Below are 26,135 nucleotides of genomic sequence, written 5' to 3' on the forward strand. Positions count from 1 at the left end.
TCTTGCCCCATTTCCGGTGTCTGCATGGGGCGGGGCATGCCCGCCCGCGCTGCTCGATCCCCTGATGCGTTTTGGGCGCGTTTCGGGATAAAAGCGCAATGACGTCTTTAAGCGCGGGGGCGGGTTTTGTATAGCTTGACGCCCGTACCGGGGCCGCCGGATGCATTCCGGACAATCAGACGCGGCGGGGCAATAAGGGGAAGATCATGTCGATGACAATGACCATGGGCACAGCAACCATGGAAAAAGGGGCGGGCCGTGCCATGACGCGCTGGCCGCGCGGGATGCTCACCGCCGCGCTCTGGGCCCTGGCCGCCATGATCCTGATGCAGGTCTCGACCTGTTCACCGGCAGGCGATGTCTTCGGCTCGCGCGGCGGTACGGTCGCCACCGGCATCGACGGACCCCAGACCGTGCAGATCCCTTCCAACCTGCCGCCGGCCGCCGGCGAGGTGCTGGGCACCGGGCCTGTGCGCGTGGCGCTGCTGTTGCCGCTCACCGGGGATGAAGGCCTTGCCAATGTCGGCACCTCCATGGCCAATGCCGCACGGCTGGCCATGCAGGCGATCGAGGGCGACACCCGCATTCCGGCCAATATCCAGCTCACCATCAAGGACACCCAGGGCAGCTCCACCCGCGCCCGTCAGGTCACCTCCGAAGCCATCGCGGAAGGCTCGCAGCTTATTCTCGGCCCGCTTCTGGCCGAGAGCGTGCGTGCCGCCGGCGCCACTGCGCGGACCCAGGGCGTACCCGTGATCGGCTTTTCCAACCAGTCCGGGGTCGCCTCGGACGGCGTCTTTCTTCTCAATATTCTGCCCGAGACCGAAGCTCGCCGCTCGCTTGACTATGCACGTTCGCTCGGCCGCTCGAATATTGTCGCGCTGGTCTCCAATTCAACGGTTGGCGATGTGCAGATGGCTGCCCTGCAGGCGGCAACGGCCGCCACCGGGACTCCGATCCAGGGCGTTTATCGCTTTTCGGAAAATTCGCTCTCCGAGTTCCAGGACCAGGCCAATCTGATCATCCCGATCATCCAGTCGGGCCAGGTCGATACCCTGTTCCTGCCTGAACGCCGCTTTGCGCCCAATATCGCTTTGCTGCTCGAAAATGCGGGCGTCGACAAGAATGCCATCACCATTATCGGCTCGTCCGACTGGGATGGCGACAGCAAGATCCAGTCGACCCCCTATCTTGCCGGCGCGTTCTATCCGAGCGTCGATCCCACCGGCTACGAGCGCATGGCCGCGCAGTATGAGCCGGTTTTCGGGGCCAAGCCGCACCCGCTCTCGACCTTTGCCTACACCGCGGTATTGCTCGCCAATTCCGATGCGCTGGCCAAGGCGAACCCGCCCTTCTCGCGCACCGCGCTGACGCGCTCGAACGGGTTTGACGGCCGTGACGGGGTGTTCCGGTTCCTTTCGAACGGCACCAACACCCATGCGCTTGTCATGAAACAGGCAGAGCTCGGCGGTTCGCGCGTCGTCGACCCGGCCAAAATGCCTTAAGGGAAGATGCTCTAAGCCCGTTTCGGGATTTCAGATCAGGCGGCGAGGTCGGCGACCACGGCGTCGAGCACCGGAAAACCCTTGTCGGTGACGCGCAGATTGCCGTTTGGCAATTGGCTCAAAAAGCCGATCCCGGTCAGTTCCGCGATCTGCTCGTCTCTGAGCGTCCGGCCCGAAAGCGCCCGATAGCGCTCGGGGCTGATGCCTTCGGCCAGCCTCAGGCCCATGACGAGATATTCGTCGCCCTGTTCTTCCTGGTTGAGCGCATCGTCGAGCGTCATGCCATGCCCGCGCGCCTTGACCCGCTCGGCCCAGGGGAAGGGCATTTTCTCGTCAACGGTCGCGTGTCGCACCCCGTCGATCAACAGCCGCCCATGGGCGCCCGGTCCGATCCCGGCATATTCGCCATAACGCCAGTAAACCAGGTTATGCCGGCTTTCCTGGCCGGGGCGGGCATGGTTCGAGATCTCATAGGCCGGCAGCCCGGTTTTCGCCGTCAGCTCCTGGGTAAGCTCATAGAAATCGGCGGAAAGATCCGGGTCGGGCATGATCAGTTTGCCCGCCTCATAGAGATCGAAATAGCGCGTGCCCTGTTCGATGGTGAGCTGGTAGAGCGACAAATGCCCGGCCGCAAGCGCCAGTGCCTCTGTCAGCTCGTATTCCCAGGCCTCCAGCGTCTGGTGTGGGCGGGCATAGATGAGATCGAAGCTCGAGCGCTCGAAGATCGATTGCGCCAGCCGGACCGCCGCCACCGCCTCCCCGACCGTGTGCAGACGCCCCAGGGCGGCCAGCGCGTCGGGGTCTAGCGATTGCACGCCCAGCGACACCCGGTTGACCCCGGCGGCGCGATAGCCGCGAAACCGGTCGGCCTCGACGCTGGTCGGATTGGCCTCGAGTGTGATCTCGACGCGATTGTCCATCTGCCAGTGGCGCTGGATCGCCGCAAGGATCCGCTCGACCGATTTCGGCGCCATCAGCGAGGGCGTACCGCCCCCGAAAAACACCGAGGCGACTGTCCGGTTGGGCAGGCGTTCGGCTAGCGTCGCAATCTCGGTCTCATAGGCGGTGACGAAATCCTCTTCGTCAAAGGCGCCGCGATGGACATGCGAATTGAAGTCGCAGTAAGGGCATTTGGCCGCGCAGAACGGCCAGTGCACATAGACCCCGAACGCATTGTCCCCACCGCGGGCCATCTCAAACATCGCAGCACGCCTCCACAAGCGCGGCAAAAGCGCGTGCCCGGTGCGAGAGCCCGACATGGCCCGGCGACCAGCTGTGTTTTTCTTCCGAGGTCATTTCACCAAAGGTGGTGTCGAATCCCTCCGGCTGGAACACCGGATCGAAACCGAAGCCTTTGTCCCCGCGCGGCGGCCAGACCAGCGTGCCCTCTGCCTTGCCCACATAGAGCTGGTCGCGCCCGTCGGGCAGGGCGAGGCACAGCGTGGCGTTGAACGAGCCACGCCGCTGCGCCGGCGTCTTCGCGTCTTTTTTCCTGAGCAGGTCTTCGACCCTTTGCATGGCGGCCATGAAATCTCGCGGCACCCCGGCCCAGTCCGCGGTATAGACTCCGGGATCGCCATTGAGCGCATCGATGCACAGCCCCGAATCATCGGACAGCGCCATCAGCCCCGAGGCTTCGGCAGCTACATGGGCTTTGGTGCGGGCATTCTCGGCGAAGGTCGTGCCCTCTTCCGCCGGCTCGGGCAGGCCCAGTTCACCCGCCGACGTCAGGTCGAGCCCGAATGGCGCGAACAATTCGCGGAACTCGGCAAGCTTGCCGTCATTATGGGTCGCGATAACGAGCTTTGTGCCGCGGGTGAGCCGGAAATCGTTCATTCAGTCCGCCACCGCTTGGGAAAGCGCCTGTTTCTGGCCTTCGATCAGTTCGCCGACGCCTTTTTGCGCCAGCGCCGTAAGCGCCGACAATTCGTCCGCTGAGAACGGCGCGCCTTCCGCAGTGCCCTGGATCTCGACGAATCGCCCGTCTCCGGTCATCACGAAATTCGCGTCGGTCTCCGCTTCCGAATCCTCGGCATAGTCGAGGTCGAGCACCGGCGTGCCGCGATAGATCCCGCAGGAAACCGCGGCCAGCTCGGTCGTGATCGCGTTCGGCCCGGCGAGCTCGCGCGCCTGCATCCAACCGATCGCGTCCGAGAGCGCCACAAAGGCGCCGGTGATCGATGCGGTGCGGGTTCCGCCATCGGCCTGGATCACGTCGCAATCGACCGTGATCTGGTTTTCCCCGATTGCCTTCATGTCGACAACGGCCCGCAGTGACCGCCCGATCAGGCGCTGGATCTCCTGGGTGCGGCCCGATTGCTTGCCCGCGGTCGCCTCGCGGCGGGTGCGCTGGCCGGTGGCGCGCGGCAGCATGCCGTATTCTGCGGTCACCCAGCCGAGCCCCGCCCCGCGCCGCCAGGGCGGCAGCGAGGTCTCGACACTCGCCGTCACCAGGATCCGCGTGCCCCCGCATGAGATCATGCAGCTGCCCTCTGCATAAGGGTTCACACCGCGTTCGATGGTAAGGGGGCGCAATTGGTCTGGCGCTCGACCGGAGGGTCGCATCACTGATTCACATCCTGTTAACCGTAGGGAACTGCCTCTTAGCCTGTTGCCTTGAGGCGGTAAAGCGGGCCGGTCGGGCCGGAACCGGCCTTTGGGGTCGTCTGCGGTTGGCGGCGCCCGGATTTAGGCCTAAATACAGGCGTATTGCGTCATTAACCGCGTCTGCATGAAAACCGTGTCCAGCAACCATCCACAGGGCGACTTCTTTTCCGTGCTCAACGATCGGGCGCAGGAAATCTTTCGCCGGCTTGTCGAGCGCTATCTTGAGACTGGCGCTCCGGTCGGCTCGCGCCAGCTTGCGCGCATGCTCGAGACCCAGCTTTCTCCTGCCTCGGTGCGCAATGTCATGGCCGACCTCGAGGATCTGGGCCTGATCGCGGCCCCGCACACCTCCGCCGGCCGCGCGCCCACCCAGCAGGGGCTGAGGTTCTTCGTCGATGCCATGCTCGAGATTGGCGCGGTCAACGAGACCGAGCGCCGCCGCATCGCCGACCAGATCGAGCATTCCTCCAGCGCCGGCCGGGTCGAGGAGGTGCTGACCGAAGCCAGCCAGGTGCTTTCCGGCCTCTCCCAGGGCGCCGGGCTTGTGATTACCGCGAAGGCCGACACGGTGCTCCGCCATATCGAGTTCGTCCGGCTCGATCAGGACAAGGCGCTGGCGATCCTGGTGGGCGAGGACGGGCATGTGGAGAACCGCCTGTTTCCGTTGCCTCTCGGGCTGGCGGCGAGCGCTTTGACCGAGGCGGCCAACTACCTCAACCACCACGTTGTCGGACGCACCCTGTCCGAGGCCCGCGATGTGATCGAGGCCCAGCGTGCGCGCAAGCAGGCCGAGCTCGACGAACTGACCTCAAAGCTCATCGATACCGGGCTCGCCAGCCTCACCGAAGCGCGTGATTCTCTCACCCCGACCCTGATCGTGCGCGGCCGCGCCAATCTCATCGGCGACACCATGGCCTCCGAGGATCTCGACCGGGTGCGTCAGCTTTTCGACGAACTCGAGAGCAAGAAGGCGCTGATCGACCTGCTCGGCGATACCGAGACCGCGCAAGGCGTGCGCATCTTCATCGGTTCGGAAAACAAGCTGTTTTCTCTTTCCGGCTCATCGGTGATTCTCTCGCCTTATCGCGACACCAATCAGAAGGTGGTTGGGGTCGTGGGGGTGATCGGGCCGACCCGGATCAACTATTCGCGTATCGTGCCGGTGGTCGACTACACTGCAAATGTTGTCTCTGAACTGATCCGCCGGGGCCGGTAACCGTGCGCGCGATCATGCGCGATGGTTGAAATTTCGGTTGGAATGCCCGATATGCGGCCCCGACAAACTTCAAACCAATGGACAAAGCAGCCATGAGTGACGAACAGGACCGGCCGGCACCCGAAAACGAGGCCGCCGAAGCCCGTGCCGCCGAAGCCCATGCCACCGAAGCCCATGCCACCAAGGCGTCTGCCGCCTCTGCCGAGGCCGAGATCATCGCCGCGCTCGAAGCCGAGCGCAACGAGCTCAAGGACCGGCTTTTGCGTGCCGTTGCCGAAATGGACAATCTCAGAAAGCGCACCGAGCGCGAAATGCGTGACACCCGCGCCTATGCGATTTCCAATTTCGCCCGCGACATGCTGACCGCGACCGACAATCTGTCGCGTGCGCTGGGGACCCTGCCCGCCGAGGACCGCGAAACCGCGACCGACGCCATGAAGGGCCTCATCGAGGGCGTCGAGATGACCGAGCGCGAAATGCAGCGGCTTCTCGAAAAGAACGGCGTCAAGAAGATCGACCCCAAGGGCGAACGCTTCGACCCGCATTTCCATCAGGCCATGTTCGAAATCCCGAACCCGGAGGTTCCCGAACAGACCGTCCTCGAGGTCATGCAGTCCGGCTATGTGATCGGCGAGCGCGTGTTGCGCCCGGCCATGGTCGGGGTCGCCAAGGGCGGGCCGAAAGCGGCCAAACCGGCCCCGGCGGCCGAACCGGCAGGTGAAACCGAGGCCGGAAACGGCGAGACCGGTGGCGCAGACCCGCATATCGACAAGGAAGTCTGAGGCTTCCCCCAAGCCTGCAGCCTGCTTGCGATGAGGTCCCGGATCAAGTCCGGGAGGGCGCGCGAGGATCCCCCCAAGCCCTCGCCCTGAGGTAGCCGAGCCTCGAAGGGCGAGGGCGGGACGTGTGGCCCATCTTTCGACAAGCTCAGGATGAGATCAGACATTGTGTGTCGAGCTTCCAACCAGACCGCCGGCATTACCCGGTTGAGCCGGGTGATCCATCGGAGGCGGCCAGATGGACCACCCGAACGAGTCGGGTGGTGACGAGGCGGTTGGAGATAGGCGATACCATCCCCTCCGCGTCATTCCCGACCAGCCCGCCGGCGTGAGGCAAATTGCCGGAACCCAGTGCGCCATGTCATGGCGCGTGAGACACCGTGCTTGGCAGAAGTGGCCTTTTGGCGGGCTGGATAGCCCGCCGCTGGGTTCCCGTTAGCCGGCCGGCGCGAGACAATATTGGCGGGAATGACACTGAATTTCTGGATGTGTTCTGCCCCACTCTCATCCGTCATTCCGGCGGAAGCCTGAATCAAGCCAACTCAGATGTATAGAACGAACGTTCGTTCGTTATGTGGCTGCGTTGATTACTCGACATCGGCCTGCGCCGGGGTGACGGCGGGGGGTAGGTGACAGGCGCCGCACACCCTTCGAGGGTCGTGCCAATGGCGCTCCCAACTCAGGATGAGGTCAGAGATTGTGTCTCGACCTCTCCAGGCACTAACCCGCCGTCATTCACGGCCAGCCCGCCGGCGTGAGGCAGACCAGCCCGGCCGGCGCGAGGCCAAGTTTTCACGGGAATGGCGGTCTTGTACACCGCTGGCTGCCACCCAGATCCGGTGGTGCGCCTCAATCCTCGAAGTAATTGCGCTTGTTGCGCACCGCCTGCACCCGCTTGGCCATCTTGCCGAAGCCCTTCGCCCTGGACCGGCGCTGGGCGATGCTGGCGGAGGCATGGAATTCCTCTGCCTTCAGCTTGAGATAGCGTTGCAGCTTGGCTTCATCGAGCGACCCGTCCTCGATGGCGGTTCTGACCGCGCAGCCCGGCTCGGTCTCGTGCTTGCAGTCCGAGAACCGGCACTGTGACGCGATCTCTTCGACATCGGCAAATACGTCGGCCAGCCCGGCTTCCATATCCGCCAATCGCAATTCGCGCATGCCCGGTGTGTCGATCAGCCAGCCGCCATCGTCGAGCGGAATCATCGCCCGCGCGGTGGTGGTGTGCCGGCCCTTGCCGTCGCCCTTTCGGGTGCCGCCGATCTCCTGGTCCTGCCGCCTTGTCAGCGAGTTAACCAGTGTCGACTTGCCCACCCCTGATGATCCCAGCAGCGCCACGGTCTGGCCCGCCCCGCACCAGGTCCGCAAGGGTTCGACGGCAGCCTGCTCGCGCGCATCGAGTGCTTCGACCATCAGGCCCGGCATCAGCCGCGCCGCCATGTCGATGAATTCATGCACGTCCTCGGCAAGGTCCGCCTTGGTCAGCACCACCACGGGAGTAACATCGGCTTCTCGCGCCAGCGCCAGGTAACGCTCGATCCGCGCCGGGTTGAAGTCCCGGTCGCAGCCCGTGACGATGAACAGGGTGTCCACATTCGCCGCGATCAGCTGAACCTTCGATTCGCCACGCTTGGCGCCGCGTTTGAACAGCGATTTGCGCGGCACCAGCGTGGTGGCGCGTCCGGCCTGCCGGTCGACAAGCACGAAATCGCCAACGGTTGCGGCCTCTGTTTCATCCGCGCGCGGCACCAGCGGCGGCACGCGCATGGCGTAGCCTTCGCCGACCACCTCGAGCGCGTCGCGATGGGTCGCCAGCACCCGCGCCGGCTCGGCGTGATCAAGCGCTTCGGGATCGATCTGGCGCACAAAGAAAGGGGACCAGCCCAGTTGGGCCAGCGTGTATTCAGTCGGATTGTCGGGTTCGGTCATCGGTTTTCCCGCTTGGCCCGCACGCCGCCCCTGATGGGGCAAGGGCATGGGGCAAGAACTTCTAAGTCGAAACACAGTGCGTTGCCCCCGCATCCGGATGGGGATGGCGGGAACGGGGCTGACCGGGGTCCGGCGGGAGAACGCACCCTCAAAGGGCCGTCAGGCAAACAGGGCGCAAGATTCAAAAAGGGCGCAAGCCACCCGTCCGGCGCGCCGGTGCAGCGCGTGGGAACAAAGGACAGTCATGAAACGCTCTCCTTTCGTGGGTGGTTGAATGTCAATTATAGACCGCTCGCGGCCCGCTTGACCAGCGTTCCGGTGGTTTGTTTTCCGCTGGCCTTGGATCGTGCCCGGCGTCAGAATGCTAGCTGGAGAGCTGCGAAGACCGCGCGGCCCGATATGTGCACAAGGAGGACGCCATGCACAAACCCCTCGCCATCGCCCTGACCCTGACCGCCGGTGTACTGGCCGCCACCGCCCCGGCCCTGGCAGCGCCTGTCGATCAGGTCTGCGGTTATGCCGAGGTCCTGCGCGACAGCGGGATCCAGTCGGCCAACCAGTACATGGAAAAGATGGCCGGACACTGGTCCGACGCCCAGCGCGAACAGCTTACCGTGGCCGTCGGCGCCCAGATGGCGCGCTTCAATTACCGGGATGCGCTCATCTACCGCACCGCCGACATTCCCGACGTCGCCGAGGAATATTTCCTGGTCCTCCGGCTCAAATCGACCGGCGCGGTCTATCTGCGCATGTTCTTCGAAGGCAATGAAGTCGCCGAACCTCTCATCGAGGTCGACTTCAAGAGCTCTTATTATGCCGCCACCCAGGCGCCCTTCTTCCAGGATCCCGAGCCGGTCACCTGCCCATAGCCGGTGGCGGCCTGAGCCAGTCAATGAGGTTGAGGCGGTCCGGATTCCGGGCCGCCTGTTTTCGTTCAGCGCGACACATAGCTGACCTGGTCGTGGAATACGTCATTGCCGGTGCCCTTCATGTCAAAGGCCCCGCTTTGCAGATAGGTGATATGGTGCACGAGATCGCTGGCCGATGAGGCCGGCGCATAGCCGACAAGCGTGACGAGGTAATCCCGCGAGGGCGGCTGGTGCTGGGTATCGTAGATCGTGAAATGACCGCTGAGTTCGATCAGGTAGCGCGAATGCAGCGTGTCCCACCCCAGATACGAACCATTGACGGTAAAACTCTGGCCGAGCACACCCGACAGGGTGCCGGAGAGGGTCTGCTTGCTGGCGTCTTCGGCGTTGAGATCGAGTGTTACCCCGGTGCCTGAATTGGTGTACTGCCCTTGAAATACGCTCATGATGTCTCCCCTTCGCGGCGGATCTGCCGCACGGCACTGTCGCGCGCGAAGGGGCGGAGCGCAGCCGTAGCCACGCTCACGCATTAACACCTATCGGCGGGCATTATCTGTCAACGCACAGACGCCTTGCCGGGAACGGTGACCCGCCGCAGCGTCAGGTTGAGCCGCCCGCCTGCCGGGAAAAGATCCGGCCAGCCGCCGAGAAGGTCCGAACTGCCCGGTTCCACCTTGTCGATACCGTGAAAGGCCAGCCGGGTCTTGCCTTCGAGCACGACAACATCGCCGCTTTCGAGCCAAACACTGTCGGTCGGCCCCTTGCGGCTGTCGCCCCCGAGCCGGAAACGGGCGCGGTCGCCAAGCGAGATCGACACCACCGGCGCGTCGACATCCGCTTCGTCCCTGTCCTGGTGCAGCCCCATCTTCGCGGTGGGTGCGTAGTAATTGACAAGGCAGGCCTCGGGCGGCGCCTCATAGCCTGATACTGCCTCCCAGAGGTCCAGCAATGCGCCCGGCATGGGCGGCCAGGGTCGGCCTGTGTCCGGATGGGTCGCCTGATAGCGATAGCCCGATTTGTCCGCCACCCACCCCAGCGGCCCGCAATTGCTCATGCGCACCGACAAAGGCGTGCCCCAGCGCGGCAGGAAGGGCTGGAACAATGGCGCGTGATGCAGTATGTCCGCGACCTTGCCGGCCAGCGCGTACTGGTCGGTCGAATCGAGATAGCCGGGTAGGTGGCGCATGACGCCTCCGCACGCTGGAACCGGGCCCGGAAGGCTGCGCCTTCCAAACCCTGTTCGGCAACCCGAAAACGCCCGCAAATTGTGGGGTGGGGCGCTTGAAGCCCTCGGGCAGCCTCCTTATATAGCCTCCGAACACTCCCTTATGGGGTGACTTTCATACCCAAGAGGGGCTACAGCGGTCCGCAAGGATCGGAAAGGCTGCCGGTTTCGGGGCCTTTGGAGAGCCCGCCAGACAAGAGGTAAGACGAAAAATGGCTAAAGTCATCGGTATCGATTTGGGCACCACCAACTCGTGCGTAGCCGTGATGGACGGCAAGGACCCCAAGGTCATTGAAAATGCCGAGGGCGGGCGCACCACGCCTTCCATGGTCGCATTCACGGAAGATGAGCGGCTTGTGGGCCAGCCGGCCAAGCGCCAGGCGGTCACCAATCCGGAAAACACCCTGTTCGCCATCAAGCGGCTGATCGGCCGCCGGTATGAGGACCCCACGGTCGCCAAGGACAAGAAGCTTGTCCCTTACGAGATCGTGAAGGCCGACAATGGCGATGCCTGGGTCAAGGCTCACGACGACACCTATTCTCCGTCCCAGATTTCCGCCTTCATCCTGCAAAAGATGAAGGAAACCGCCGAATCCTATCTCGGCGAGAAGGTCGAACAGGCGGTCATCACCGTCCCGGCCTACTTCAACGATTCTCAGCGCCAGGCCACCAAGGATGCCGGCAAGATCGCCGGGCTTGAAGTCCTGCGCATCATCAACGAGCCGACGGCTGCGGCCCTCGCCTATGGCCTCGACAAGAAGGAAGGCGGCACCATTGCCGTTTACGACCTTGGCGGCGGCACCTTCGATATCTCCATCCTCGAAATCGGCGATGGCGTGTTCGAGGTGAAGTCCACCAATGGCGACACCTTCCTCGGCGGTGAAGACTTCGACATGCGTCTGGTCGATTACCTCGCCGACGAGTTCAAGCGCGAGAACGGCATCGATCTGCGCGGCGACAAGCTTGCCTTGCAGCGGCTCAAGGAAGCCGCCGAAAAGGCCAAGATCGAACTCTCCTCCTCGACCCAGACCGAGGTGAACCTGCCCTTCATCACCGCTGACCAGTCCGGCCCCAAGCATTTGCAGCTCAAGCTGACCCGCGCCAAGCTCGAACAGCTTGTCGAGGATCTGGTCAAGCGCACCGTCGACCCGTGCAAGGCGGCCCTCAAGGACGCCGGCATCTCGGCTGGTGAAATCGACGAAGTGGTTCTGGTGGGCGGCATGACCCGCATGCCCAAGGTCCAGGAGACCGTGAAGGAATTCTTCGGCAAGGAGCCCCACAAGGGCGTCAACCCGGACGAAGTGGTCGCGCTCGGCGCCGCCATCCAGGCCGGCGTGCTGCAGGGCGACGTCAAGGACGTGCTGCTGCTCGATGTGACCCCGCTGTCGCTCGGCATCGAAACCCTTGGCGGTGTCTTCACCCGGCTGATCGATCGCAACACCACCATCCCGACCAAGAAGTCCCAGGTCTTCTCGACCGCCGAGGACAACCAGTCGGCGGTGACGATCAACGTCTCCCAGGGCGAGCGCGAAATGGCGGCCGACAACAAGTCGCTGGGCCGTTTCGATCTGACCGGTATCCCGCCCGCACCGCGTGGCGTGCCGCAGATCGAGGTGACCTTCGACATCGACGCCAATGGCATCGTCAACGTGTCCGCCAAGGACAAGGGCACCGGCAAGGAGCAGCAGATCCGCATCCAGGCTTCCGGTGGTCTGTCCGACGCCGATATCGAGCAGATGGTCAAGGACGCCGAGGCCAATGCCGAGGCCGACAAGCAGAAGCGCGAAGCCGCCGAAGCCCGCAACCAGGGCGAGGCCGCGGTGCACACCACCGAATCCTCGCTCAAGGAGCATGGCGACAAGCTCGAATCGTCTGACCGTGCCGCCATCGAGGATGCGATTGCCGCGCTCAAGACCGCGCTTGAAGGCGATGACGCCGAAGCCATCAAGGAAAAGACCGGCACGCTGATCACCGCCTCGATGAAGCTCGGCGAAGCCATGTACGCCGCCCAGCAGGAAGCGGCTGAAGGCGAAGAGACCACCGACGAGGCACAAGACGATGTCGTCGACGCCGAGTTCGAGGAAGTCAAGGAAGACGACGGCCAGAGCGATGGCCAGGACGATTCGAAAAAGTCCGCCTGAGTCTTCATTCAAATCGGAACGGGCCGGCAGTTTTCTGCCGGCCCGTTCTGCACGGCAACGCCAGCCCCAGGCCCAATAGCCGATGTCCAAACGCGATTTCTATGAAATCCTCGGTGTCGAGCGCAGCGCGGACGACAAGGCGCTCAAATCCGCCTACCGTAAGCTCGCCATGCAATACCACCCGGACCGCAATCCCGGCGATTCGGATGCGGAGGCCCGCTTCAAGGAAGTCTCCGAGGCTTACGATGCCCTCAAGGATCCGCAAAAGCGCGCTGCCTATGATCGCTTCGGCCATGCCGCCTTCAATGGTGGCGGCGGCGGCGCCGGTCCCGGTTTCGGGGCCGATTTCAGCTCGTCGATGTCCGACATTTTCGACGATCTGTTCGGCGAGTTCATGGGCGGTGGACAGCGCCGCGGCGCCAATGCCCGCCATCGCGGTTCCGACCTTCGTTACAATCTCGAGATTGAGCTGATCGACGCCTTTGGTGGCCAGACCGTCGAGATCGACGTGCCGACCATGGTGCATTGCGACACCTGTGAAGGCTCGGGCGCCAAGCCCGGCACCGGTTTTTCCACCTGCCGCACGTGCAACGGCATGGGCAAGGTGCGCGCCGCCCAGGGCTTTTTCACCATCGAGCGGACTTGCCCGCACTGCCATGGCCGTGGCGAGACCATGGACCAGGCCTGTTCCGACTGCCACGGCCAGGGACGGCGGCAAAAGACCCGTAATCTGACCATCGACGTGCCCCAGGGCATCGAGGACGGCACTCGCATCCGCCTCTCTGGCGAAGGCGAGGCCGGCATGCGCGGCGGCCCGGCAGGCGATCTCTATGTCTTTGTCTCCATCAAGCCGCATGAATTGTTTCAGCGTGACGGCGCCGATCTTCACTGCCGTGCTTCGATCGCCATGACCACCGCTGCGCTCGGCGGCGAATTCGAGGTGCCCTCGCTCGATGGCACCCGCGCCCGCATCCAGGTCCCGGTCGGCACTCAGCCCGGTCAGCGCATCCGCCTGCGCGGCAAGGGTATGCCGGTACTGCGCTCGTCAAAGGTCGGCGACATGTATGTGCAGATGGATGTCGAGACCCCGCAGAACCTCACCAAGCGCCAACGTGAGCTCTTGGAGGAATTCGCGGCCATCGCCACCAAGGACAACAATCCCTCATCCACGGGCTTCTTCTCCAAGCTCAAGGGCATTTTCGAACGGTCTGATTAGTGAGCGCCGGGCCGTGAGGCAAAATCGTGCCGGTGGCACGATTTTAGGTGCGAACGCCTTGAGAGCTATGCTCGAAAGGCCGAAGCGGCAAGCGACGAACGCCTTGAGACTGAGAACCGTGCCGTCAGGCTGATTTGCTCCGGTGGCGCATATGAAGGGCCGAAGACTTTGAGAGCTATGCTCGAAGGGTGGCTCGAAAGGCCGCTCAAGCGCGCGCCGTTGTCCCCGGATCCAGCAATCATCTCCTTCGTCGCCACCCGGCTTGTCCGGGTGGTCCGGACTGGATCACCCGAATAAATCGGGTGATGACGCTTGAAGGTTTGGGGCTTCGCGTCACCAGAACGCGATCGTGACCCGATCGGCTTACCTCAAAGTGCAACCATTCTGGCCAGCGCTGCAAAGCCTTGATAGGTCTTCGGCACATTCCCGCCGCCCTAACGCATAATTGGATGGAGGACATCTTGGTCAAGGCTTTCACCCTGTCGGGCTCGGTCCGGCGCGACAGCTACAACGCCCGGCTCGCTCGCCTGATGGCGCAAAAGCTCGCCGAAGCCGGCGCCGACGCGGCTTATGTCGATCTGGGCGAGTACACCCTGCCGGTCTTCAATGAAGACCTCGAGGAAAACGAGTTCCCCGACAAAGCGATGGAACTCGGCGGTCTGCTGCGCGAGGCCGACGCGATCTTTTTCGCCACGCCTGAATATAATGGCGGCATCGCGCCCTTGACCAAGAACACCATCGACTGGCTGACCCGCACCCGGCTCAAGGTCTTCGCCAGACCCACTTTCGGGCTTGGCGCCTGCTCTTCGGGCAAGCTCTCGGGCGTGGTCGGGCTGTCGCATCTGCGCGAAACCCTCACCAAGATCGGCGCCCTGACGGTGCCGGCCCAGGTGCGGATCGGACCGATCGAGGACGATTTCGACGCCGAGGGGAACCTCGTCGATGAAGGCGCGTTGAGGGCCTGCGACCGCGTCGTCGAACAGCTCATGATCACCCGCCGCCAGTTCTAGGCCGATCCGGCGCCGCCACCTTGCCCGCCACCCTTGCCAGTTGCGTACGCCGGGGGTATCACCGGGCGATCTCACAGAACCCGGAGCCGTCCCATGCCCGCCGACACCCCGTCTGCTGCACTCACCATGCCTGCGGTCGATCGCAAGGATCGCCTGATCGTCGCCCTCGATGTCGAAAGCCGGGGGCAGGCCGAAGCCATGATCGAAGCGCTGGGCGATGATGCCGGCTTCTTCAAGATCGGCTACCAGCTGTTTTATGGCGGGGACGGCCTCAATCTCGGCAAGGCCCTGATCAGGGCCGGCAAGAAGGTCTTCTTCGACCTCAAGCTGCTCGATATCGACAACACGGTCGAGAAGGGCGTTGCCGCCATCGCCGAAACCGGCGCGCATATGCTGACCGTCCACGCCTATCCCAACGCCATGCACGCCGCCGTCAAAGGAGCAGAGGGGAGCGACCTTTGCCTTTTGGGGGTTACCGTTTTGACCTCCATGGATGAAGCCGATCTGTTACTGGCCGGCTATTCCCAGACACCGGAAGAACTGGTCACCAAACGCGCCTTTCAGGCCTTGGAGGCGGGTATGGGTGGTATTGTGTGCTCGCCCGTCGAGGCCCGACGCGCCCGGGCCGGCACCGGGCCTGGCCTTGCCATCGTCACCCCGGGCATTCGCCCGGCCGGTGCGACGGCCGACGATCAGAAGCGCGTCGCCACACCCGAAATGGCCTTTGACCGCGGCGCCAGCCATATTGTTGTCGGCCGGCCGATCACCGCGGCACCCGACCCCGCCGCCGCCGCTCGCGCCATTCTCGATTCCATCCCCGAGTGAGCACACGGACAGGCCGGTCAGCCGGGTTCAGGATCCGCCCGCTGGGCGAATCCGATTATGCCCTCATTCCCGGTCTCGAGACCGAAGCCGACCGTCTCTATGCGACGGTGCCCGAGCTCGCCGGCTATCTTTTCGAAGCCAACGCATCCCCCGATATCCTCAAATCCGCCTATCCGCCCGGCTCCGGGCTGATTGCCGAGATCGAGGGCGAGGTGGTGGCCTTCGCCGTGTTTCGGCCTGTCGACGATGCGCTCTATCTCGGCCAGATCTCCGTCCATCCCGCCTGCCAGCAGCGCGGCATCGGCAGGGCGTTGTTGCGGGGCGTGCTTGATCATGCGCGGGGCGCCGGCTTTCCGGCGGTCAGCCTGCTGACGTTCGCCGCGGTGCCGTTCAACGGACCCTGGTATCGCCGGGCCGGCTTCGTTCCTTTCCCGGTCAGCGCGCAGGGCGAGGGGTTCAAAAAGCTCGCAACCTCCGAGATCGAGATCGCCATTGGCGCGCTTTCGCCGCGCGAGGCCTTGATTCGCTACCTCGACTAGGCAATGCCTGTGCGGCCTGCAATTTCCAGGCGCCCATTTGCTTCATGGCAAAGGGCTGCTATAGCCCGGACACGATTTATCCCGCCTCTTTCGCCAAGGAGGGCGCAGTGAAAAAGCTGGCCGTCACCATTGCCGGAGCCGGCGGCCGCATGGGCCGCGCCAATCTCGCCGCCGTGTTGAGCGACGACCGGCTGAGACTCGCCGGCGCGCTCGACCGCACAGACGCCCCGGCGCTCGGCAACGATGCCGGCATGTTGGCCGGCGAACCGCCTTTGGGCATCACTCTCACCGATGATCCGGCAATCGCTCTTGAAGGCGCCCAGGCGATCATCGATTTCACCTCCCCCGATGCCAGTGTCGCACTGGCCGAAGAGGCGGCCTCGCGCGGTCTGATCCACATCATCGGCACCACCGGCTTTGCGCCGGATCATGACAGCGCCATCGCCGAAGCCGCGAAAAACGGCGCCCGCATCGTCAAGGCCGGCAATATGTCGCTCGGGGTCAACCTTTTGATGGGCCTCGTTAAAAAGGCTGCCGAAGCGCTCGGGGACGATTTCGATATCGAAGTTCTCGAAATGCACCACAACCAGAAGGTCGATGCTCCGTCCGGCACTGCGCTGATGCTGGGTGAAGCCGCCGCCGAAGGGCGCGGTATCGATCTTGACACCCACGCCGTCAAATCCCGCGAAGGCATCACCGGCGCCCGCGAAAAGGGCACGATCGGCTTCGCCACCCTGCGCGGCGGCGGGGTTATCGGCGAGCATTCGGTAATCTTTGCCAGCCCTTCCGAGCGGATCGAACTGACCCACAAGGCTCAGGACCGTTCGCTGTTCGCCCGTGGTGCCATCGCCGCCGCGCTTTGGGCGGCAGACCGACCGGCCGGACTCTACGATATGCACGACGTTCTTGGATTGCGGGACTGACCGTCTCCCATCTCTTCACCACACGAATTCAACCCACCGGGGAATAGCTAAAATGGACCGACGTCTCATCCTCGTTCGTCACGGGCAATCGGAATGGAACCTCAGGAACCTGTTCACCGGTTGGCGTGACCCGGGCCTCACGGAAAAAGGCATCGATGAAGCGCGCAGGGCCGGACAGGCCCTCAAGGCGCGCCATTACGAGATCGAGCTGTGCTTCACCTCGGCCCTCACCCGCGCCCAGCGCACCCTCGACCTGATGCTCGAGGAAATGGAGATCGAGAACATTACGATCATCCGCAACCAGGCGCTCAACGAGCGCGACTATGGCGATCTGGCCGGGTTGAACAAGGACGACGCTCGCAAGAAATGGGGAGACGAGCAGGTTCACATCTGGCGCCGGTCTTACGATACCCCGCCCCCGGGCGGCGAAAGCCTGAAGGACACCGCCGACCGTGTTCTGCCCTATTACGAGGCAGAGATCGCCCCGCGCGTTCTCGATGGCGGCACCATCCTTGTGGCCGCCCATGGCAATTCCCTGCGCGCGCTGGTCATGAAGCTCGAAAACCTCAGCCCCGAGGAAATCCTCAAGCGCGAAATCGCCACCGGCGCGCCGATCATTTACGAGTTCGACGCCGAGGGGAAAGTCATCAAGGTCGAAGAAATCTGAGGGGAAGCTGAGCCCTTGTCCTTCGACAGGTTCAGGACGAGGGCGTGGAATGCCACCCTCAGGCCGCCCCGGCCTCCGAGCCGGGGCTTGCCACCGCCAAATCCGGGGCGGCTCGTGATGGGAGCGCTTCCGCGCCCATCACGTCACCCCCCGAGCAGGCCCTCTTTCGTCGCCAGCGTCTTGAGATGCGCCACGGGCCGCGCCCCGACATGGGTGATCACCTCGGCAGCGCAAAGGCATCCGAGCGCCAGCGCGTCGTGATGCCTGCGCCCGGTCGCGAGCCCGTACAGAAACCCTGAGGCAAACAGATCACCGGCCCCGGTCGCGTCTTCCACTGTCTCGACGGGATAGACCGGCACCTCGGTCACCTCGCCATCCACAACCGTCATGGCGCCATTGGCGCCGCGGGTGATGGCCGCGCGGTTGCAATCCGCCTTGAGCGCGGTCACCGCTTCGTCGAGCGTTGCTGTCTGATAAAGCGAGATCAGTTCTTCTTCATTGGCCAGCAGCGTGTCGATCGTGCCGCTGCGCAACAAATCGATGAACTCGGTGCGGAACCGGTCGACACAGAACGGGTCCGACAGGGTGATCGCCGCCGACCGGCCATGCTTGTGGGCAAGCTCCGCCGCCTTGACGAAGGCGCGCTTGGCCTCGGGGGGATCCCACAGATAGCCTTCCATGAAGGTAATGGCGGACCCGCCGATCTCGTCTTCGATAATGTCGTTGACCGTCAGTTCCTGGCAGGCGCCAAGATAGGTGTTCATGGTGCGCTCGCCATCGGGCGTGATCAGGATCATCGAGCGCGCGGTCTCGCTGCCATGTTCGAGCATCGGGGTTTCGAAATGGCATCCGATCCGGTGCATGTCCTTGGCGAAGAAACGGCCCCAATCATCCGCCGCGACCTTGCCGACAAACGCGCCCCGACCACCAAGGCTCGCCACCCCGGCCGCCGTATTGGCCGCGCTGCCGCCCGAGATTTCCTGCACCCCGACCGGCAGGCGCTCATAAAAGAAGTTCATCCGGTCCGCATCGATCAGATGCATGATGCCCTTCTTGAGCCCCTGGGAAACGATGAAATCCTCTTCCACGCGGGAGAGCACGTCGACAATCGCGTTGCCGATGGTCAGCACGTCAAATCGGGTCTGCATTGATGGCCTTTCGATGGCTGAAGCCGAAGCCGCGAACTATAAGGGCCAGCGTCCGCATCGCAACGCCAAAGGCCCTCACTGCGGCAATTTTGGGCGGTTTCAGAGGGTCTTGTCCTTGAAAAGGCATTCCTCGGCGATGATGCAGCGATGGCATTCGGGCTTGCGCGCCTTGCACACATAACGCCCATGCAGGATCAGCCAGTGATGGGCATGCAACAGGAATTGCGGGGGGATGACCTTTTCGAGCAGCGTTTCGACCGCCAGCGGTGTCTTGCCCGGCGCCAGCCCGGTGCGGTTGGCAATCCGGAACAGATGCGTGTCGACCGCAATGGTCGGCTCGCCAAAGGCGATATTGAGGACGACATTCGCGGTCTTGCGGCCCACCCCCGGCAGGGCCTCGAGCGCCTCGCGGCTGCGCGGCACGGCGCTGTTGTGATGCGCGATCAGGTCCTTTGAAAGCGCCAGCACATTCTTGGCCTTGTTGCGAAAGAGCCCGATCGTGCGGATATGTTCGGTGATCCCCTCGAGGCCGAGCGCCACCATTTTTTCCGGGGTGTCTGCAACCGCGAAAAGTCCTTTGGTCGCCTTGTTGACCCCGGCATCGGTCGCCTGCGCGCTCAACACCACCGCCACCAGCAGCGTGAACTCGTTGACATAATCGAGCTCGCCTTGAGGATGCGGATTGGCCGCCTCGAACTTTTCGAACATCGATTGGATCGCCGCCCTGGAGAGACGGGAGCGGGGACGCGCTGGGGCCATGATCTGATGAACCGGATTTGATGGGCGGTCGAATTGTTGTCGCTTTTCATTCGGAGCTATAGTCACCGAGGAGACGACAGGCAAATCCGCAACGCCCGGTGACCCGAAATGATGACCCCCAATCAGACCGATCCGGCCCTGGACCCCGCCGATTCGCCGCCCCTGTTCGCGGCGACCCTGTCGCCCTACCGCTCGTTGAGCGAAAAGGGGCTGCATTATCTCGTCCTATTCACGGCCTGCCTGGCGCTCATTCCCGGCACCATCTTCTACCTCTCCGGGGCCTGGCCGATTGTCGGCTTTCTGGGGCTCGACGTTCTGGCGCTTTACTGGGCCCTGCGCGCCTCGATGGTTGAGACGCGTCGACGCGAAAACGTCACCCTGTGGCGCGACCGGCTCGAGATCGACCAGATTTCGCCCCTGGGCAAACGCCGCCGCCACGCCTTCAATCCCTTTTGGGTGCGCTTCGGCATCGAGCGCGACCACGACGACAATGTCACCCGGCTGACCCTCGCCATGCGGCAAAAGACTGTCGAGATCGCCCGCTTCCTGGGACCCGACGAAAAGGCGGGCTTCGCCAAGGCCTTTTCCGAGGCGCTTCATCGCGCCAGGCGCTAACACGACACCCGTCAAAACCGGGTCGCCGGCCGTCACGCCCGGGAGTAGATTGGCCCCATGAACACGAGCTTTTCTTCCCAAATCGCCGGTGAAGGCGACTATCGCCTCGTCACTCGCGCCATCGAATATCTTTCGAACCACACCGCCGACGAGGTCGACATCGAGCGCCTTGCCGGTGATCTGGGGCTGACCCAGCGGCAGCTGACGGCACTGTTCAAGCGCTGGGCCGGGCTGACCCCCACCGCCTTTGCTCATTGCGTGGCGCTCGACAAGGCCCGCCGCATGCTCACCGATTCGATGACCGTGCTCGACACGGCCTATGAACTGGGCATGTCCTCGACCGCGCGGCTGCACGATCTCTTCGTCACCCACGAGGCCATGCCACCGGGCATTTATCGCGCCCGCGGTGCCGGCCTCGACATTCGCTATGGCTTCCACCCCTCGCCTTTCGGCGAAGCCGTCATCATGATCACCGATTACGGGCTTGCCGCGGTCGGGTTCGTCGATGACGGCGCCCGCGCCGCCGCTTTCGAGGACATTGCCGGGCGATGGCCCAATGCCCGCTACATCGAGGCGCCGGAGGAAACCGCGCCCTGGGCGTCGCGGGTTTTCGAGCCTTTGCGCTGGAAACGCGAACAGCCTTTACGAGTGGTTATGATCGGCACCGATTTTGAAGTGAGGGTCTGGGAGACGCTTTTGCGCATCCCTGCGGGCCTGGCCACGACCTATGGCGATATCGCCGCTCATCTCGGTCAACCCGGCGCTGCGCGGGCGGTTGGGCGTGCCGTGGGGCGCAATCCGGTCTCCTTTGTTGTCCCCTGTCACCGCGTTCTCGGCCGCCAGGGAACCCTCACCGGTTATCATTGGGGACTGGTCCGGAAACAGGCGATCCTCGGCTGGGAGGCCGGGCTGACAGAAGGCTGACAGCCCCTTCACCCATCGGTCAGCCGGGCTTTGACAAATTGACTCAATTGAAAGCCGCGCCTTTTGCGCGGCATTGACCCGAAGGGTCTAGTCCGGGAAGGGCGGACCCAGGAAGCGGATCCAACAGTCGGGTCAAAGACAAAGAGGCCAATTTGTCATGACGATCAAACCCGTTAGCGCACTGCGCCAGCTTGCGCTCGTCTCTCTTTCTGCTGTGGCACTTTCGGTTGCGATCCCGCCAGCGGCGAATGTTCTGCTTCATATCGATTCGGGCTCGGCCTATGCCAAGTCCGAAAAGGCGAAAAAGAACCAGTCTTCAAAGAAGCCGAAAAAGTCCACCAGATCCTCGAAGTCGAACAAGCCGTCCAACGCCGGCTCCAATCGTGGACAGGCCAAAAAGCAGGCTTCGCTGAGCAGCGAGATTTCTGCCGCGCCCGGCCAGGCCAAAGAGAAAAATATCCACGCCCAGCTTGCCGGGCTCAATTCGCTCAAGCGCAACGTCAACGGGTTGATGAACAGCTCTGATCCGCGCATGACCCTTGTCCGGCAATATGTCGTCGACAATGCGGAATACGAGATCGCGCTGGCCAATCTTGCTGCGGCGCAGGAGACCCTCGGTGGCGCTCAGGACGACTTCAATGCACTGGTCGGCGGTGTGGTCGACACGCTCGATGATAGCTGGCCCGACTACGCCGGCGCCGGTTACCCGGACCTGCAAGCTGCCTATGACGACCTGCTGGCCAACCCGGTGCCTGAAGTCGCGCCCGAGGATCCGGCCTATGCCGACTACCTCGCCTATCAGGATGAACTCGCCGCGGTGGGGGGTGCCCTCGACACCATCAATGCGAGCCCCGAAGCCGCCGATCTGATTGCGGCCCAGAACGACGTCACCATCGCCGAAGGCCAGGCACTGGCTGCCGAGGAAGGCACTGCCGACGAGGATCTGGTCGCCGCTCTCGAGGCCGCCGCCAACAAGAACCGTTTGAGCGACGATTATGTCTCGCCCGAGATTCTCGATTGGGCGAAGCAGACATTGGGAACCGGCGATTACGACGGGACCATTGACGACTATCTCAACCAGCTCCAGGTAGCGCAATAAGCCGGCATCCCCGGCCGAATGCGGAGCCCAGGAGAGGTTGATCTCCACGCCTACTGTCACGCAGGCTTAGGGGCGCCAGAAGGCGCCCTTTTCTTTTGCCGTGCCGGTTGGAGAGCCTATTTCAGGCTCGAACACCGCCCCTGCGGGCCGAGGATATGCGCGGTCCGCGGGTCGCAGCCCGTCAGCAGGAACTGCACCCACTCGGTTTCCCCGCCATAAAAGACATTGCGGTCGACCTCGCCTCGAATGCCCGGCACCGTGCCGGTCTTGGTCCATTGCCAGAAGGCATAATCGCGCCGGCGATAGACTTCATGCGGTTCCGCGGCGGTCGAGCGCAGCCAGAACGGATTGTCGAAGCCGTGCCCTTCGAGCACATCGCGGTGGAAATTGATGTCGGTATAGATCACCGGCACCTTGCCGGTATGCCGCTCCATGGCCGCCAGGATGACCCGTGCCGAGCGCAGCGCTTCTTCGGGGCTCACCTTGCGCTTGCAGGTCTGTGAATGGCTGTTCCACTCGAGATCGAGCACCGGGGGCAGAGCGGTCGGGTCCGCAGGCACATTCTTGATGAACCACGCCGCCTGCTCTTCGGCCGGGCGGCACCAATACATGAAGTGATAGGCCCCGCGGGCCAGCCCCGCATCATGGGCGCGGCGCCAGTTGGAATGGAAATTGGGGTCGAGATAGTCCCCGCCATCGGTCGCCTTGATATAGACGAAACGCATGCCGGCCTGCCGCGCGGCATAAAAATCCACATCCCCCTGATAGCGGGCGATGTCGATGCCCTGGATCGGCATGGTGTGTGCCCGTCGCACGCCGTGATGGGGGTCATTGTCGCCCTTCACGGTGTAGCCGCGCATCGCACCGCAGGCGGTGAGCGTGAACAACAGCGCCACATAGAGAACCATGTGGCTGAGAACGGCGATATTCGACCGCACGAAGCGGAGAACGGAACGCAAGCGATCCATTTGGTGGACGCACCCTGAAACTGAGAAATCGATTGGATTTGACTCAAATCCAAATCAATTAACGGAACCTCACCGGGGCCCGCTTGTCGCTCAGGATGGTTAACGCCGCCGTGCCCGAACGGCCCGGTTTTCGGGGTCGCTTTCGCGCCGGTTGCCACCGCGATTTCGCGGCTCAGTCTCCGGCCCCGCCATCACCGCTTTCGTCCTCGTCATGATCGTCGATTTCGCCGTCATCATCGTCGAGCGCGTGGCAGGCATCGGGCGAAAGGGAGGACCGCTCAAACCCCGCTGGCAGCAGCGTGGCGGCATCGACGCAGGCGAGGCGCAACTGGCTGATCTCGAGCGCATGTGCGGCCCGAATATCGGCACCTCTCAAGTCGGCATAATCGAGATTGGCACCGGCCAGACGGGCCTCGGTAAAATCGGTATCCCGAAGATCGGTGAACTTCAGGTCGGCATTGCTGAGGTCTGCACCTTCGAAATCCGCCCCTCGGAGTTCTGCATCCTCGAGATCGGCACCTGAGAGCCGGGCGTCCTCGAACTCGATCGCACCGAATGCGATGCCCTTGAGATTGGCACCGGTCAGATCAAGTCCCTCGAGATTGACCGAGAAGCGTTGCAGCAGGTCAAGCTCGTCGAGAAAGGTCAGGACGCGGCCTGAGCGGTCCCGGTCGGTGAGCCTGAGCACAACCGCGGTGTGCGCCCGCCCCACCGCATCGATGGTCGCCGGGTCGGTTCGGGTTGCCGGTTCGAGCATCAGGGCGCTGATCCGGTCGATATATTGCTGCACGCCTTCTTCCTGGGCGCGGTCGAACTGCAACTGGCTCTGAAAGGTCCCGACCCCGAACGAGGCGGTGGCCAGAATGCACGGCACCAGCAACAGCGACAGCCAGTCCCACACGGTCTTGTTCTGAAATCCCAGAACCCGGGGGCGCAGCCAGAAAAGCAGCCCCAGCGCCAGTGCGAAGACCAGCGCCGCCGACATCAGGACAATGGCCCAGTCGATCATCTTGCCGCCCTTCCTGCCTGCTGGGTCCGACTGTGCGCCCGGTTCCCGAAGGGGTCAAGGCAGACCCAGCAAGGCCGGGACGACCGGGCACCAGCGTTGATCCTCGGGTCAACCGCAATCAGGACTGATCGAAACAGAACCGGACTGTATTCAGATGTTCTTTGAATGTTCTTGTAGAGGATCAAGCATAATGCTAGCCTATGCAGATGAGGGGAAATACGGATAAGTAAATGGCCGTAAGGGTGCAGACGGTTGCCTTTCGCGGTATTGAAGCCGTGCCGGTCGATGTGCAGGTGCAGATCGCGCCCGGGATGCCGGGATTTGCCATTGTCGGCCTGCCGGACAAGGCGGTTGCCGAAAGCCGCGAACGGGTCCGCGCCGCGCTCATTGCCTCCGGTCTGTCCCTGCCGCCCAAGCGCATCACCATCAATCTGGCCCCCGCCGATCTCCCCAAGGAGGGGAGTCACTACGATCTGCCGATTGCGCTGGGGCTGATGATCGCGCTGGGTGCCGTGCCCGGCGATGCGGTGGCCGGCCATGTTGTCATCGGCGAGCTCGCGCTTGACGGGCGGCTGACCCCGGTCTCGGGCACCTTGCCGGCGGCTATCGATGCGACGGCCCGCGATATGGGCATCATCTGCCCGGCCGATTGCGGGTCCGAGGCGGCCTGGGCCGGCGAGGATCTCGACATCATCGCCCCGCCAAGCCTGCTTGCCTTGGTCAACCACCTGGCCGGCACGCAATTGACCGCCCGCCCACAGCCGAAAAAGCGTGAGGCGGATGCGGTGCTGCCCGACCTTGGCGAAATCAGGGGGCAGGAAGTGGCCCGCCGCGCGCTCGAGGTGGCGGCAGCCGGGGGACATAACCTCTTGATGATCGGCCCGCCAGGCGCCGGCAAATCCATGCTTGCCTCGCGCCTGCCCTCCATCCTGCCCGCGCTTAATCCGCGCGAACTGCTTGATGTGTCGATGATCCAGTCGATCGCCGGGGAACTGGCCGGCGGGCGGCTGAGCGACCGGCGGCCGTTTCGCGCTCCGCATCACTCCGCCTCCATGGCGGCGCTGGTCGGCGGCGGGCTCAAGGTCCGCCCGGGCGAAGTCTCGCTTGCCCATAACGGTGTCTTGTTCCTCGACGAATTGCCCGAATTCGCACCCGCCGTGCTCGACAGCCTGCGCCAGCCGCTCGAGTCTGGCGAGGCCGTGATCGCCCGCGCCAATGCGCGGGTGGCCTATCCCGCCCGTTTCCAGCTCATCGCGGCAATGAACCCGTGCAAATGCGGCATGGCCGGCACACCCGGCCACACCTGCCGGCGTGGGGATCGTTGCGCGGCGGATTATCAGGGCCGGGTGTCCGGTCCGTTTCTCGACCGCATCGATTTGCGCATCGACGTCCCCGCCGTCTCGGCCACCGACATGATCGCACCGAACCGGTCGGAGCCCAGTGAGGCCGTTGCCAAAAGGGTTGCTGCGGCGCGCCGTGCCCAGGCCGAACGCTACCGGCAAATGGGCGTGCCCGGCACCTACACCAATGCTGCGGCATCCTCGGCACTCATCGAACAGGTTGCGGATCCGGATACAGAGTCTCGGGACCTGCTGGTCCGGGCGGCGGAGAAATTCTCGCTTTCCGCCCGGGCCTATCACCGCGTCCTCAAGGTTGCCCGCACTTTGGCCGATCTTTCAGGCGCCGACACGGTCGCCCGGCCCCATATCGCCGAGGCGCTGAGCTACCGTCTCGATTTTTCCGCCAGCTAGAACTGCGAGCGCCGCTCGCGCATCAAGAGCCGCAAACAGGCACCGCTCAAGAGCAGCGAGACGATCACCGAGACGGTGATGAAACCCGGGCCGTGAAAGGTGAATTCGAGTACAATATCGAGTATCGCCAACCCTAAAAGCACGGCAATTGCTATCCGCCTGTGCTGCCAGACCCCGACAAGAGCGGCGAGAAAAGCCAGTGCATAGACAAGGTTGAGCCCGGCCATCACCGGCGCCGAAACATCGAACCGCTCACCGATATCGGGCACGGTAAGCCCCTCGATCGGCGCCACGAACCAGAAGGCGGTCAGCCCGTGCTGGACGATCTTCTCAGCCCCGCCGAGAATGGCGATGGCATGGGCGATAGGCCGGTTCCGGGAATCCGCCATGGTGCCGGCTCGCCCCGATCTTGCT

Annotated in this window: 26 protein-coding genes; 15 read left to right on the forward strand and 11 right to left on the reverse strand. The window is 63.6% G+C overall.

Translation table 11 applies throughout. The annotated features are described in order from the left end of the window. Positions 1–206: 206 nt before the first annotated feature. A complete protein-coding gene (locus tag G489_RS0107340) occupies positions 207–1,505 on the forward strand; it encodes a penicillin-binding protein activator (RefSeq protein ID WP_029040995.1) in 1,299 nt (432 codons plus the stop codon). A gap of 35 nt (positions 1,506–1,540) precedes the next feature. Here G489_RS0107340 and hemW read toward each other — a convergent pair whose 3' ends face one another. From hemW to rph, 3 genes are read right to left on the reverse strand one after another with little or no spacing between them, the layout of a single operon-like run. Beyond that, on the reverse strand, positions 1,541–2,698 hold the full coding sequence (gene hemW / locus G489_RS0107345) for a radical SAM family heme chaperone HemW (protein ID WP_029040996.1): 1,158 nt from the start codon (positions 2,696–2,698) through the stop codon (positions 1,541–1,543). A 1-nt stretch (position 2,699) separates the two neighbouring features. Next, a complete protein-coding gene (locus G489_RS0107350) occupies positions 2,700–3,341 on the reverse strand; it encodes a non-canonical purine NTP pyrophosphatase (RefSeq protein ID WP_029040997.1) in 642 nt (213 codons plus the stop codon). After that, a complete protein-coding gene (gene rph / locus G489_RS0107355) occupies positions 3,342–4,070 on the reverse strand; it encodes a ribonuclease PH (protein ID WP_029040998.1) in 729 nt (242 codons plus the stop codon). A 166-nt stretch (positions 4,071–4,236) separates the two neighbouring features. On the opposite strand from rph, the gene hrcA reads away from it, so the two are divergent. Both hrcA and grpE read left to right on the forward strand, forming a co-directional pair. Next, on the forward strand, positions 4,237–5,328 hold the full coding sequence (hrcA, locus tag G489_RS0107360; protein ID WP_051332402.1) for a heat-inducible transcriptional repressor HrcA: 1,092 nt from the start codon (positions 4,237–4,239) through the stop codon (positions 5,326–5,328). A 92-nt stretch (positions 5,329–5,420) separates the two neighbouring features. Then, positions 5,421–6,110 carry a nucleotide exchange factor GrpE gene (gene grpE, locus G489_RS19515; protein WP_051332422.1) on the forward strand — a complete coding sequence of 230 codons (690 nt, stop codon included), beginning with the start codon at positions 5,421–5,423 and terminating at the stop codon, positions 6,108–6,110. An 846-nt stretch (positions 6,111–6,956) separates the two neighbouring features. On the opposite strand, the gene rsgA is transcribed toward grpE, so the two are convergent. Continuing rightward, positions 6,957–8,033, reverse strand: a complete 1,077-nt coding sequence (rsgA, locus tag G489_RS0107370) for a ribosome small subunit-dependent GTPase A (protein WP_029041000.1) — start codon at positions 8,031–8,033, stop codon at positions 6,957–6,959. 419 nt (positions 8,034–8,452) lie between these two features. Between rsgA and G489_RS0107375 the strand changes: the two genes are divergently transcribed. Continuing rightward, positions 8,453–8,902: a hypothetical protein gene (locus G489_RS0107375; protein ID WP_029041001.1), complete on the forward strand. Its 450-nt coding sequence runs from the start codon at positions 8,453–8,455 to the stop codon at positions 8,900–8,902. 65 nt (positions 8,903–8,967) lie between these two features. Here G489_RS0107375 and G489_RS0107380 read toward each other — a convergent pair whose 3' ends face one another. Beyond that, positions 8,968–9,348: a hypothetical protein gene (locus tag G489_RS0107380; RefSeq protein ID WP_029041002.1), complete on the reverse strand. Its 381-nt coding sequence runs from the start codon at positions 9,346–9,348 to the stop codon at positions 8,968–8,970. Between the two features lie 110 nt (positions 9,349–9,458). Continuing rightward, positions 9,459–10,088 (reverse strand): alpha-ketoglutarate-dependent dioxygenase AlkB, encoded by a 630-nt coding sequence (locus tag G489_RS0107385; RefSeq protein WP_029041003.1) that lies wholly within the window; start codon positions 10,086–10,088, stop codon positions 9,459–9,461. Between the two features lie 188 nt (positions 10,089–10,276). On the opposite strand from G489_RS0107385, the gene dnaK reads away from it, so the two are divergent. The 7 genes from dnaK to G489_RS0107425 all read left to right on the forward strand — a co-directional run bounded on the left by dnaK (position 10,277) and on the right by G489_RS0107425 (position 17,448). Beyond that, complete coding sequence (gene dnaK / locus G489_RS0107390; RefSeq protein WP_281173307.1) at positions 10,277–12,268, forward strand: molecular chaperone DnaK; 1,992 nt, start codon at positions 10,277–10,279, stop codon at positions 12,266–12,268. 82 nt (positions 12,269–12,350) lie between these two features. Further along, on the forward strand, positions 12,351–13,484 hold the full coding sequence (gene dnaJ, locus G489_RS0107395; RefSeq protein WP_029041005.1) for a molecular chaperone DnaJ: 1,134 nt from the start codon (positions 12,351–12,353) through the stop codon (positions 13,482–13,484). Between the two features lie 461 nt (positions 13,485–13,945). Further along, on the forward strand, positions 13,946–14,494 hold the full coding sequence (locus G489_RS19520; RefSeq protein ID WP_162142413.1) for an NADPH-dependent FMN reductase: 549 nt from the start codon (positions 13,946–13,948) through the stop codon (positions 14,492–14,494). Between the two features lie 126 nt (positions 14,495–14,620). Continuing rightward, entirely contained in the window at positions 14,621–15,319 is a 699-nt protein-coding gene (gene pyrF, locus G489_RS0107410; RefSeq protein ID WP_029041006.1) for an orotidine-5'-phosphate decarboxylase, read from the forward strand. Continuing rightward, positions 15,316–15,858 (forward strand): GNAT family N-acetyltransferase, encoded by a 543-nt coding sequence (locus G489_RS21695; RefSeq protein WP_051332403.1) that lies wholly within the window; start codon positions 15,316–15,318, stop codon positions 15,856–15,858. The genes pyrF and G489_RS21695 overlap by 4 nt, the downstream gene beginning before the upstream one ends. Before the next feature lie 116 nt (positions 15,859–15,974). Next, the gene (dapB, locus tag G489_RS0107420) at positions 15,975–16,781 is read left to right on the forward strand and encodes a 4-hydroxy-tetrahydrodipicolinate reductase (protein WP_029041007.1); all 807 of its coding nucleotides are present in this window, start codon (positions 15,975–15,977) and stop codon (positions 16,779–16,781) included. Positions 16,782–16,833: 52 nt separating this feature from the next. Then, a complete protein-coding gene (locus tag G489_RS0107425; RefSeq protein ID WP_029041008.1) occupies positions 16,834–17,448 on the forward strand; it encodes a 2,3-bisphosphoglycerate-dependent phosphoglycerate mutase in 615 nt (204 codons plus the stop codon). A 143-nt stretch (positions 17,449–17,591) separates the two neighbouring features. On the opposite strand, the gene G489_RS0107430 is transcribed toward G489_RS0107425, so the two are convergent. Further along, positions 17,592–18,596 carry an adenosine kinase gene (locus G489_RS0107430; RefSeq protein WP_029041009.1) on the reverse strand — a complete coding sequence of 335 codons (1,005 nt, stop codon included), beginning with the start codon at positions 18,594–18,596 and terminating at the stop codon, positions 17,592–17,594. Between the two features lie 99 nt (positions 18,597–18,695). Continuing rightward, positions 18,696–19,355 carry an endonuclease III gene (nth, locus tag G489_RS0107435; RefSeq protein WP_035871953.1) on the reverse strand — a complete coding sequence of 220 codons (660 nt, stop codon included), beginning with the start codon at positions 19,353–19,355 and terminating at the stop codon, positions 18,696–18,698. Between the two features lie 108 nt (positions 19,356–19,463). Here nth and G489_RS0107440 point away from each other — a divergent pair, with 108 nt between their 5' ends. The 3 genes from G489_RS0107440 to G489_RS21700 all read left to right on the forward strand — a co-directional run bounded on the left by G489_RS0107440 (position 19,464) and on the right by G489_RS21700 (position 21,993). Further along, positions 19,464–19,970 (forward strand): DUF2244 domain-containing protein, encoded by a 507-nt coding sequence (locus G489_RS0107440; protein ID WP_051332404.1) that lies wholly within the window; start codon positions 19,464–19,466, stop codon positions 19,968–19,970. A 57-nt stretch (positions 19,971–20,027) separates the two neighbouring features. Further along, entirely contained in the window at positions 20,028–20,894 is an 867-nt protein-coding gene (locus tag G489_RS0107445; RefSeq protein WP_029041012.1) for a methylated-DNA--[protein]-cysteine S-methyltransferase, read from the forward strand. A 157-nt stretch (positions 20,895–21,051) separates the two neighbouring features. After that, positions 21,052–21,993: a hypothetical protein gene (locus G489_RS21700; protein ID WP_029041013.1), complete on the forward strand. Its 942-nt coding sequence runs from the start codon at positions 21,052–21,054 to the stop codon at positions 21,991–21,993. 116 nt (positions 21,994–22,109) lie between these two features. Here the strand turns inward: G489_RS21700 and G489_RS0107455 are convergent, their stop codons facing one another. Both G489_RS0107455 and G489_RS21705 read right to left on the reverse strand, forming a co-directional pair. Beyond that, positions 22,110–22,961, reverse strand: a complete 852-nt coding sequence (locus G489_RS0107455) for a glycoside hydrolase family 25 protein (RefSeq protein ID WP_245578844.1) — start codon at positions 22,959–22,961, stop codon at positions 22,110–22,112. A 172-nt stretch (positions 22,962–23,133) separates the two neighbouring features. After that, complete coding sequence (locus G489_RS21705; RefSeq protein WP_051332405.1) at positions 23,134–23,970, reverse strand: pentapeptide repeat-containing protein; 837 nt, start codon at positions 23,968–23,970, stop codon at positions 23,134–23,136. Between the two features lie 230 nt (positions 23,971–24,200). Between G489_RS21705 and G489_RS0107465 the strand changes: the two genes are divergently transcribed. Next, positions 24,201–25,721 carry a YifB family Mg chelatase-like AAA ATPase gene (locus tag G489_RS0107465; protein ID WP_029041015.1) on the forward strand — a complete coding sequence of 507 codons (1,521 nt, stop codon included), beginning with the start codon at positions 24,201–24,203 and terminating at the stop codon, positions 25,719–25,721. On the opposite strand, the gene G489_RS0107470 is transcribed toward G489_RS0107465, so the two are convergent. Next, on the reverse strand, positions 25,718–26,110 hold the full coding sequence (locus G489_RS0107470; protein ID WP_029041016.1) for a hypothetical protein: 393 nt from the start codon (positions 26,108–26,110) through the stop codon (positions 25,718–25,720). The genes G489_RS0107465 and G489_RS0107470 overlap by 4 nt on opposite strands. Positions 26,111–26,135 lie beyond the last annotated feature (25 nt).

This window comes from Cucumibacter marinus DSM 18995, assembly GCF_000429865.1.
Lineage (GTDB): Bacteria > Pseudomonadota > Alphaproteobacteria > Rhizobiales > Devosiaceae > Cucumibacter > Cucumibacter marinus.

What these genes read in the sequence shown, in the direction of transcription:
- G489_RS0107340 (WP_029040995.1), top strand. Translation starts at nt 207, where the DNA reads ATGTCGATGACAATGACCATGGGCACAGCAACCATGGAAAAAGGGGCG.
- hemW (WP_029040996.1), bottom strand. Translation starts at nt 2,698, where the DNA reads ATGGCCCGCGGTGGGGACAATGCGTTCGGGGTCTATGTGCACTGGCCG.
- G489_RS0107350 (WP_029040997.1), bottom strand. Translation starts at nt 3,341, where the DNA reads ATGAACGATTTCCGGCTCACCCGCGGCACAAAGCTCGTTATCGCGACC.
- rph (WP_029040998.1), bottom strand. Translation starts at nt 4,070, where the DNA reads ATGCGACCCTCCGGTCGAGCGCCAGACCAATTGCGCCCCCTTACCATC.
- hrcA (WP_051332402.1), top strand. Translation starts at nt 4,237, where the DNA reads ATGAAAACCGTGTCCAGCAACCATCCACAGGGCGACTTCTTTTCCGTG.
- grpE (WP_051332422.1), top strand. Translation starts at nt 5,421, where the DNA reads ATGAGTGACGAACAGGACCGGCCGGCACCCGAAAACGAGGCCGCCGAA.
- rsgA (WP_029041000.1), bottom strand. Translation starts at nt 8,033, where the DNA reads ATGACCGAACCCGACAATCCGACTGAATACACGCTGGCCCAACTGGGC.
- G489_RS0107375 (WP_029041001.1), top strand. Translation starts at nt 8,453, where the DNA reads ATGCACAAACCCCTCGCCATCGCCCTGACCCTGACCGCCGGTGTACTG.
- G489_RS0107380 (WP_029041002.1), bottom strand. Translation starts at nt 9,348, where the DNA reads ATGAGCGTATTTCAAGGGCAGTACACCAATTCAGGCACCGGGGTAACA.
- G489_RS0107385 (WP_029041003.1), bottom strand. Translation starts at nt 10,088, where the DNA reads ATGCGCCACCTACCCGGCTATCTCGATTCGACCGACCAGTACGCGCTG.
- dnaJ (WP_029041005.1), top strand. Translation starts at nt 12,351, where the DNA reads ATGTCCAAACGCGATTTCTATGAAATCCTCGGTGTCGAGCGCAGCGCG.
- pyrF (WP_029041006.1), top strand. Translation starts at nt 14,621, where the DNA reads ATGCCTGCGGTCGATCGCAAGGATCGCCTGATCGTCGCCCTCGATGTC.
- G489_RS0107425 (WP_029041008.1), top strand. Translation starts at nt 16,834, where the DNA reads ATGGACCGACGTCTCATCCTCGTTCGTCACGGGCAATCGGAATGGAAC.
- G489_RS0107430 (WP_029041009.1), bottom strand. Translation starts at nt 18,596, where the DNA reads ATGCAGACCCGATTTGACGTGCTGACCATCGGCAACGCGATTGTCGAC.
- nth (WP_035871953.1), bottom strand. Translation starts at nt 19,355, where the DNA reads ATGGCCCCAGCGCGTCCCCGCTCCCGTCTCTCCAGGGCGGCGATCCAA.
- G489_RS0107440 (WP_051332404.1), top strand. Translation starts at nt 19,464, where the DNA reads ATGATGACCCCCAATCAGACCGATCCGGCCCTGGACCCCGCCGATTCG.
- G489_RS0107445 (WP_029041012.1), top strand. Translation starts at nt 20,028, where the DNA reads ATGAACACGAGCTTTTCTTCCCAAATCGCCGGTGAAGGCGACTATCGC.
- G489_RS21700 (WP_029041013.1), top strand. Translation starts at nt 21,052, where the DNA reads ATGACGATCAAACCCGTTAGCGCACTGCGCCAGCTTGCGCTCGTCTCT.
- G489_RS0107455 (WP_245578844.1), bottom strand. Translation starts at nt 22,961, where the DNA reads ATGGATCGCTTGCGTTCCGTTCTCCGCTTCGTGCGGTCGAATATCGCC.
- G489_RS21705 (WP_051332405.1), bottom strand. Translation starts at nt 23,970, where the DNA reads ATGATCGACTGGGCCATTGTCCTGATGTCGGCGGCGCTGGTCTTCGCA.
- G489_RS0107465 (WP_029041015.1), top strand. Translation starts at nt 24,201, where the DNA reads ATGGCCGTAAGGGTGCAGACGGTTGCCTTTCGCGGTATTGAAGCCGTG.
- G489_RS0107470 (WP_029041016.1), bottom strand. Translation starts at nt 26,110, where the DNA reads ATGGCGGATTCCCGGAACCGGCCTATCGCCCATGCCATCGCCATTCTC.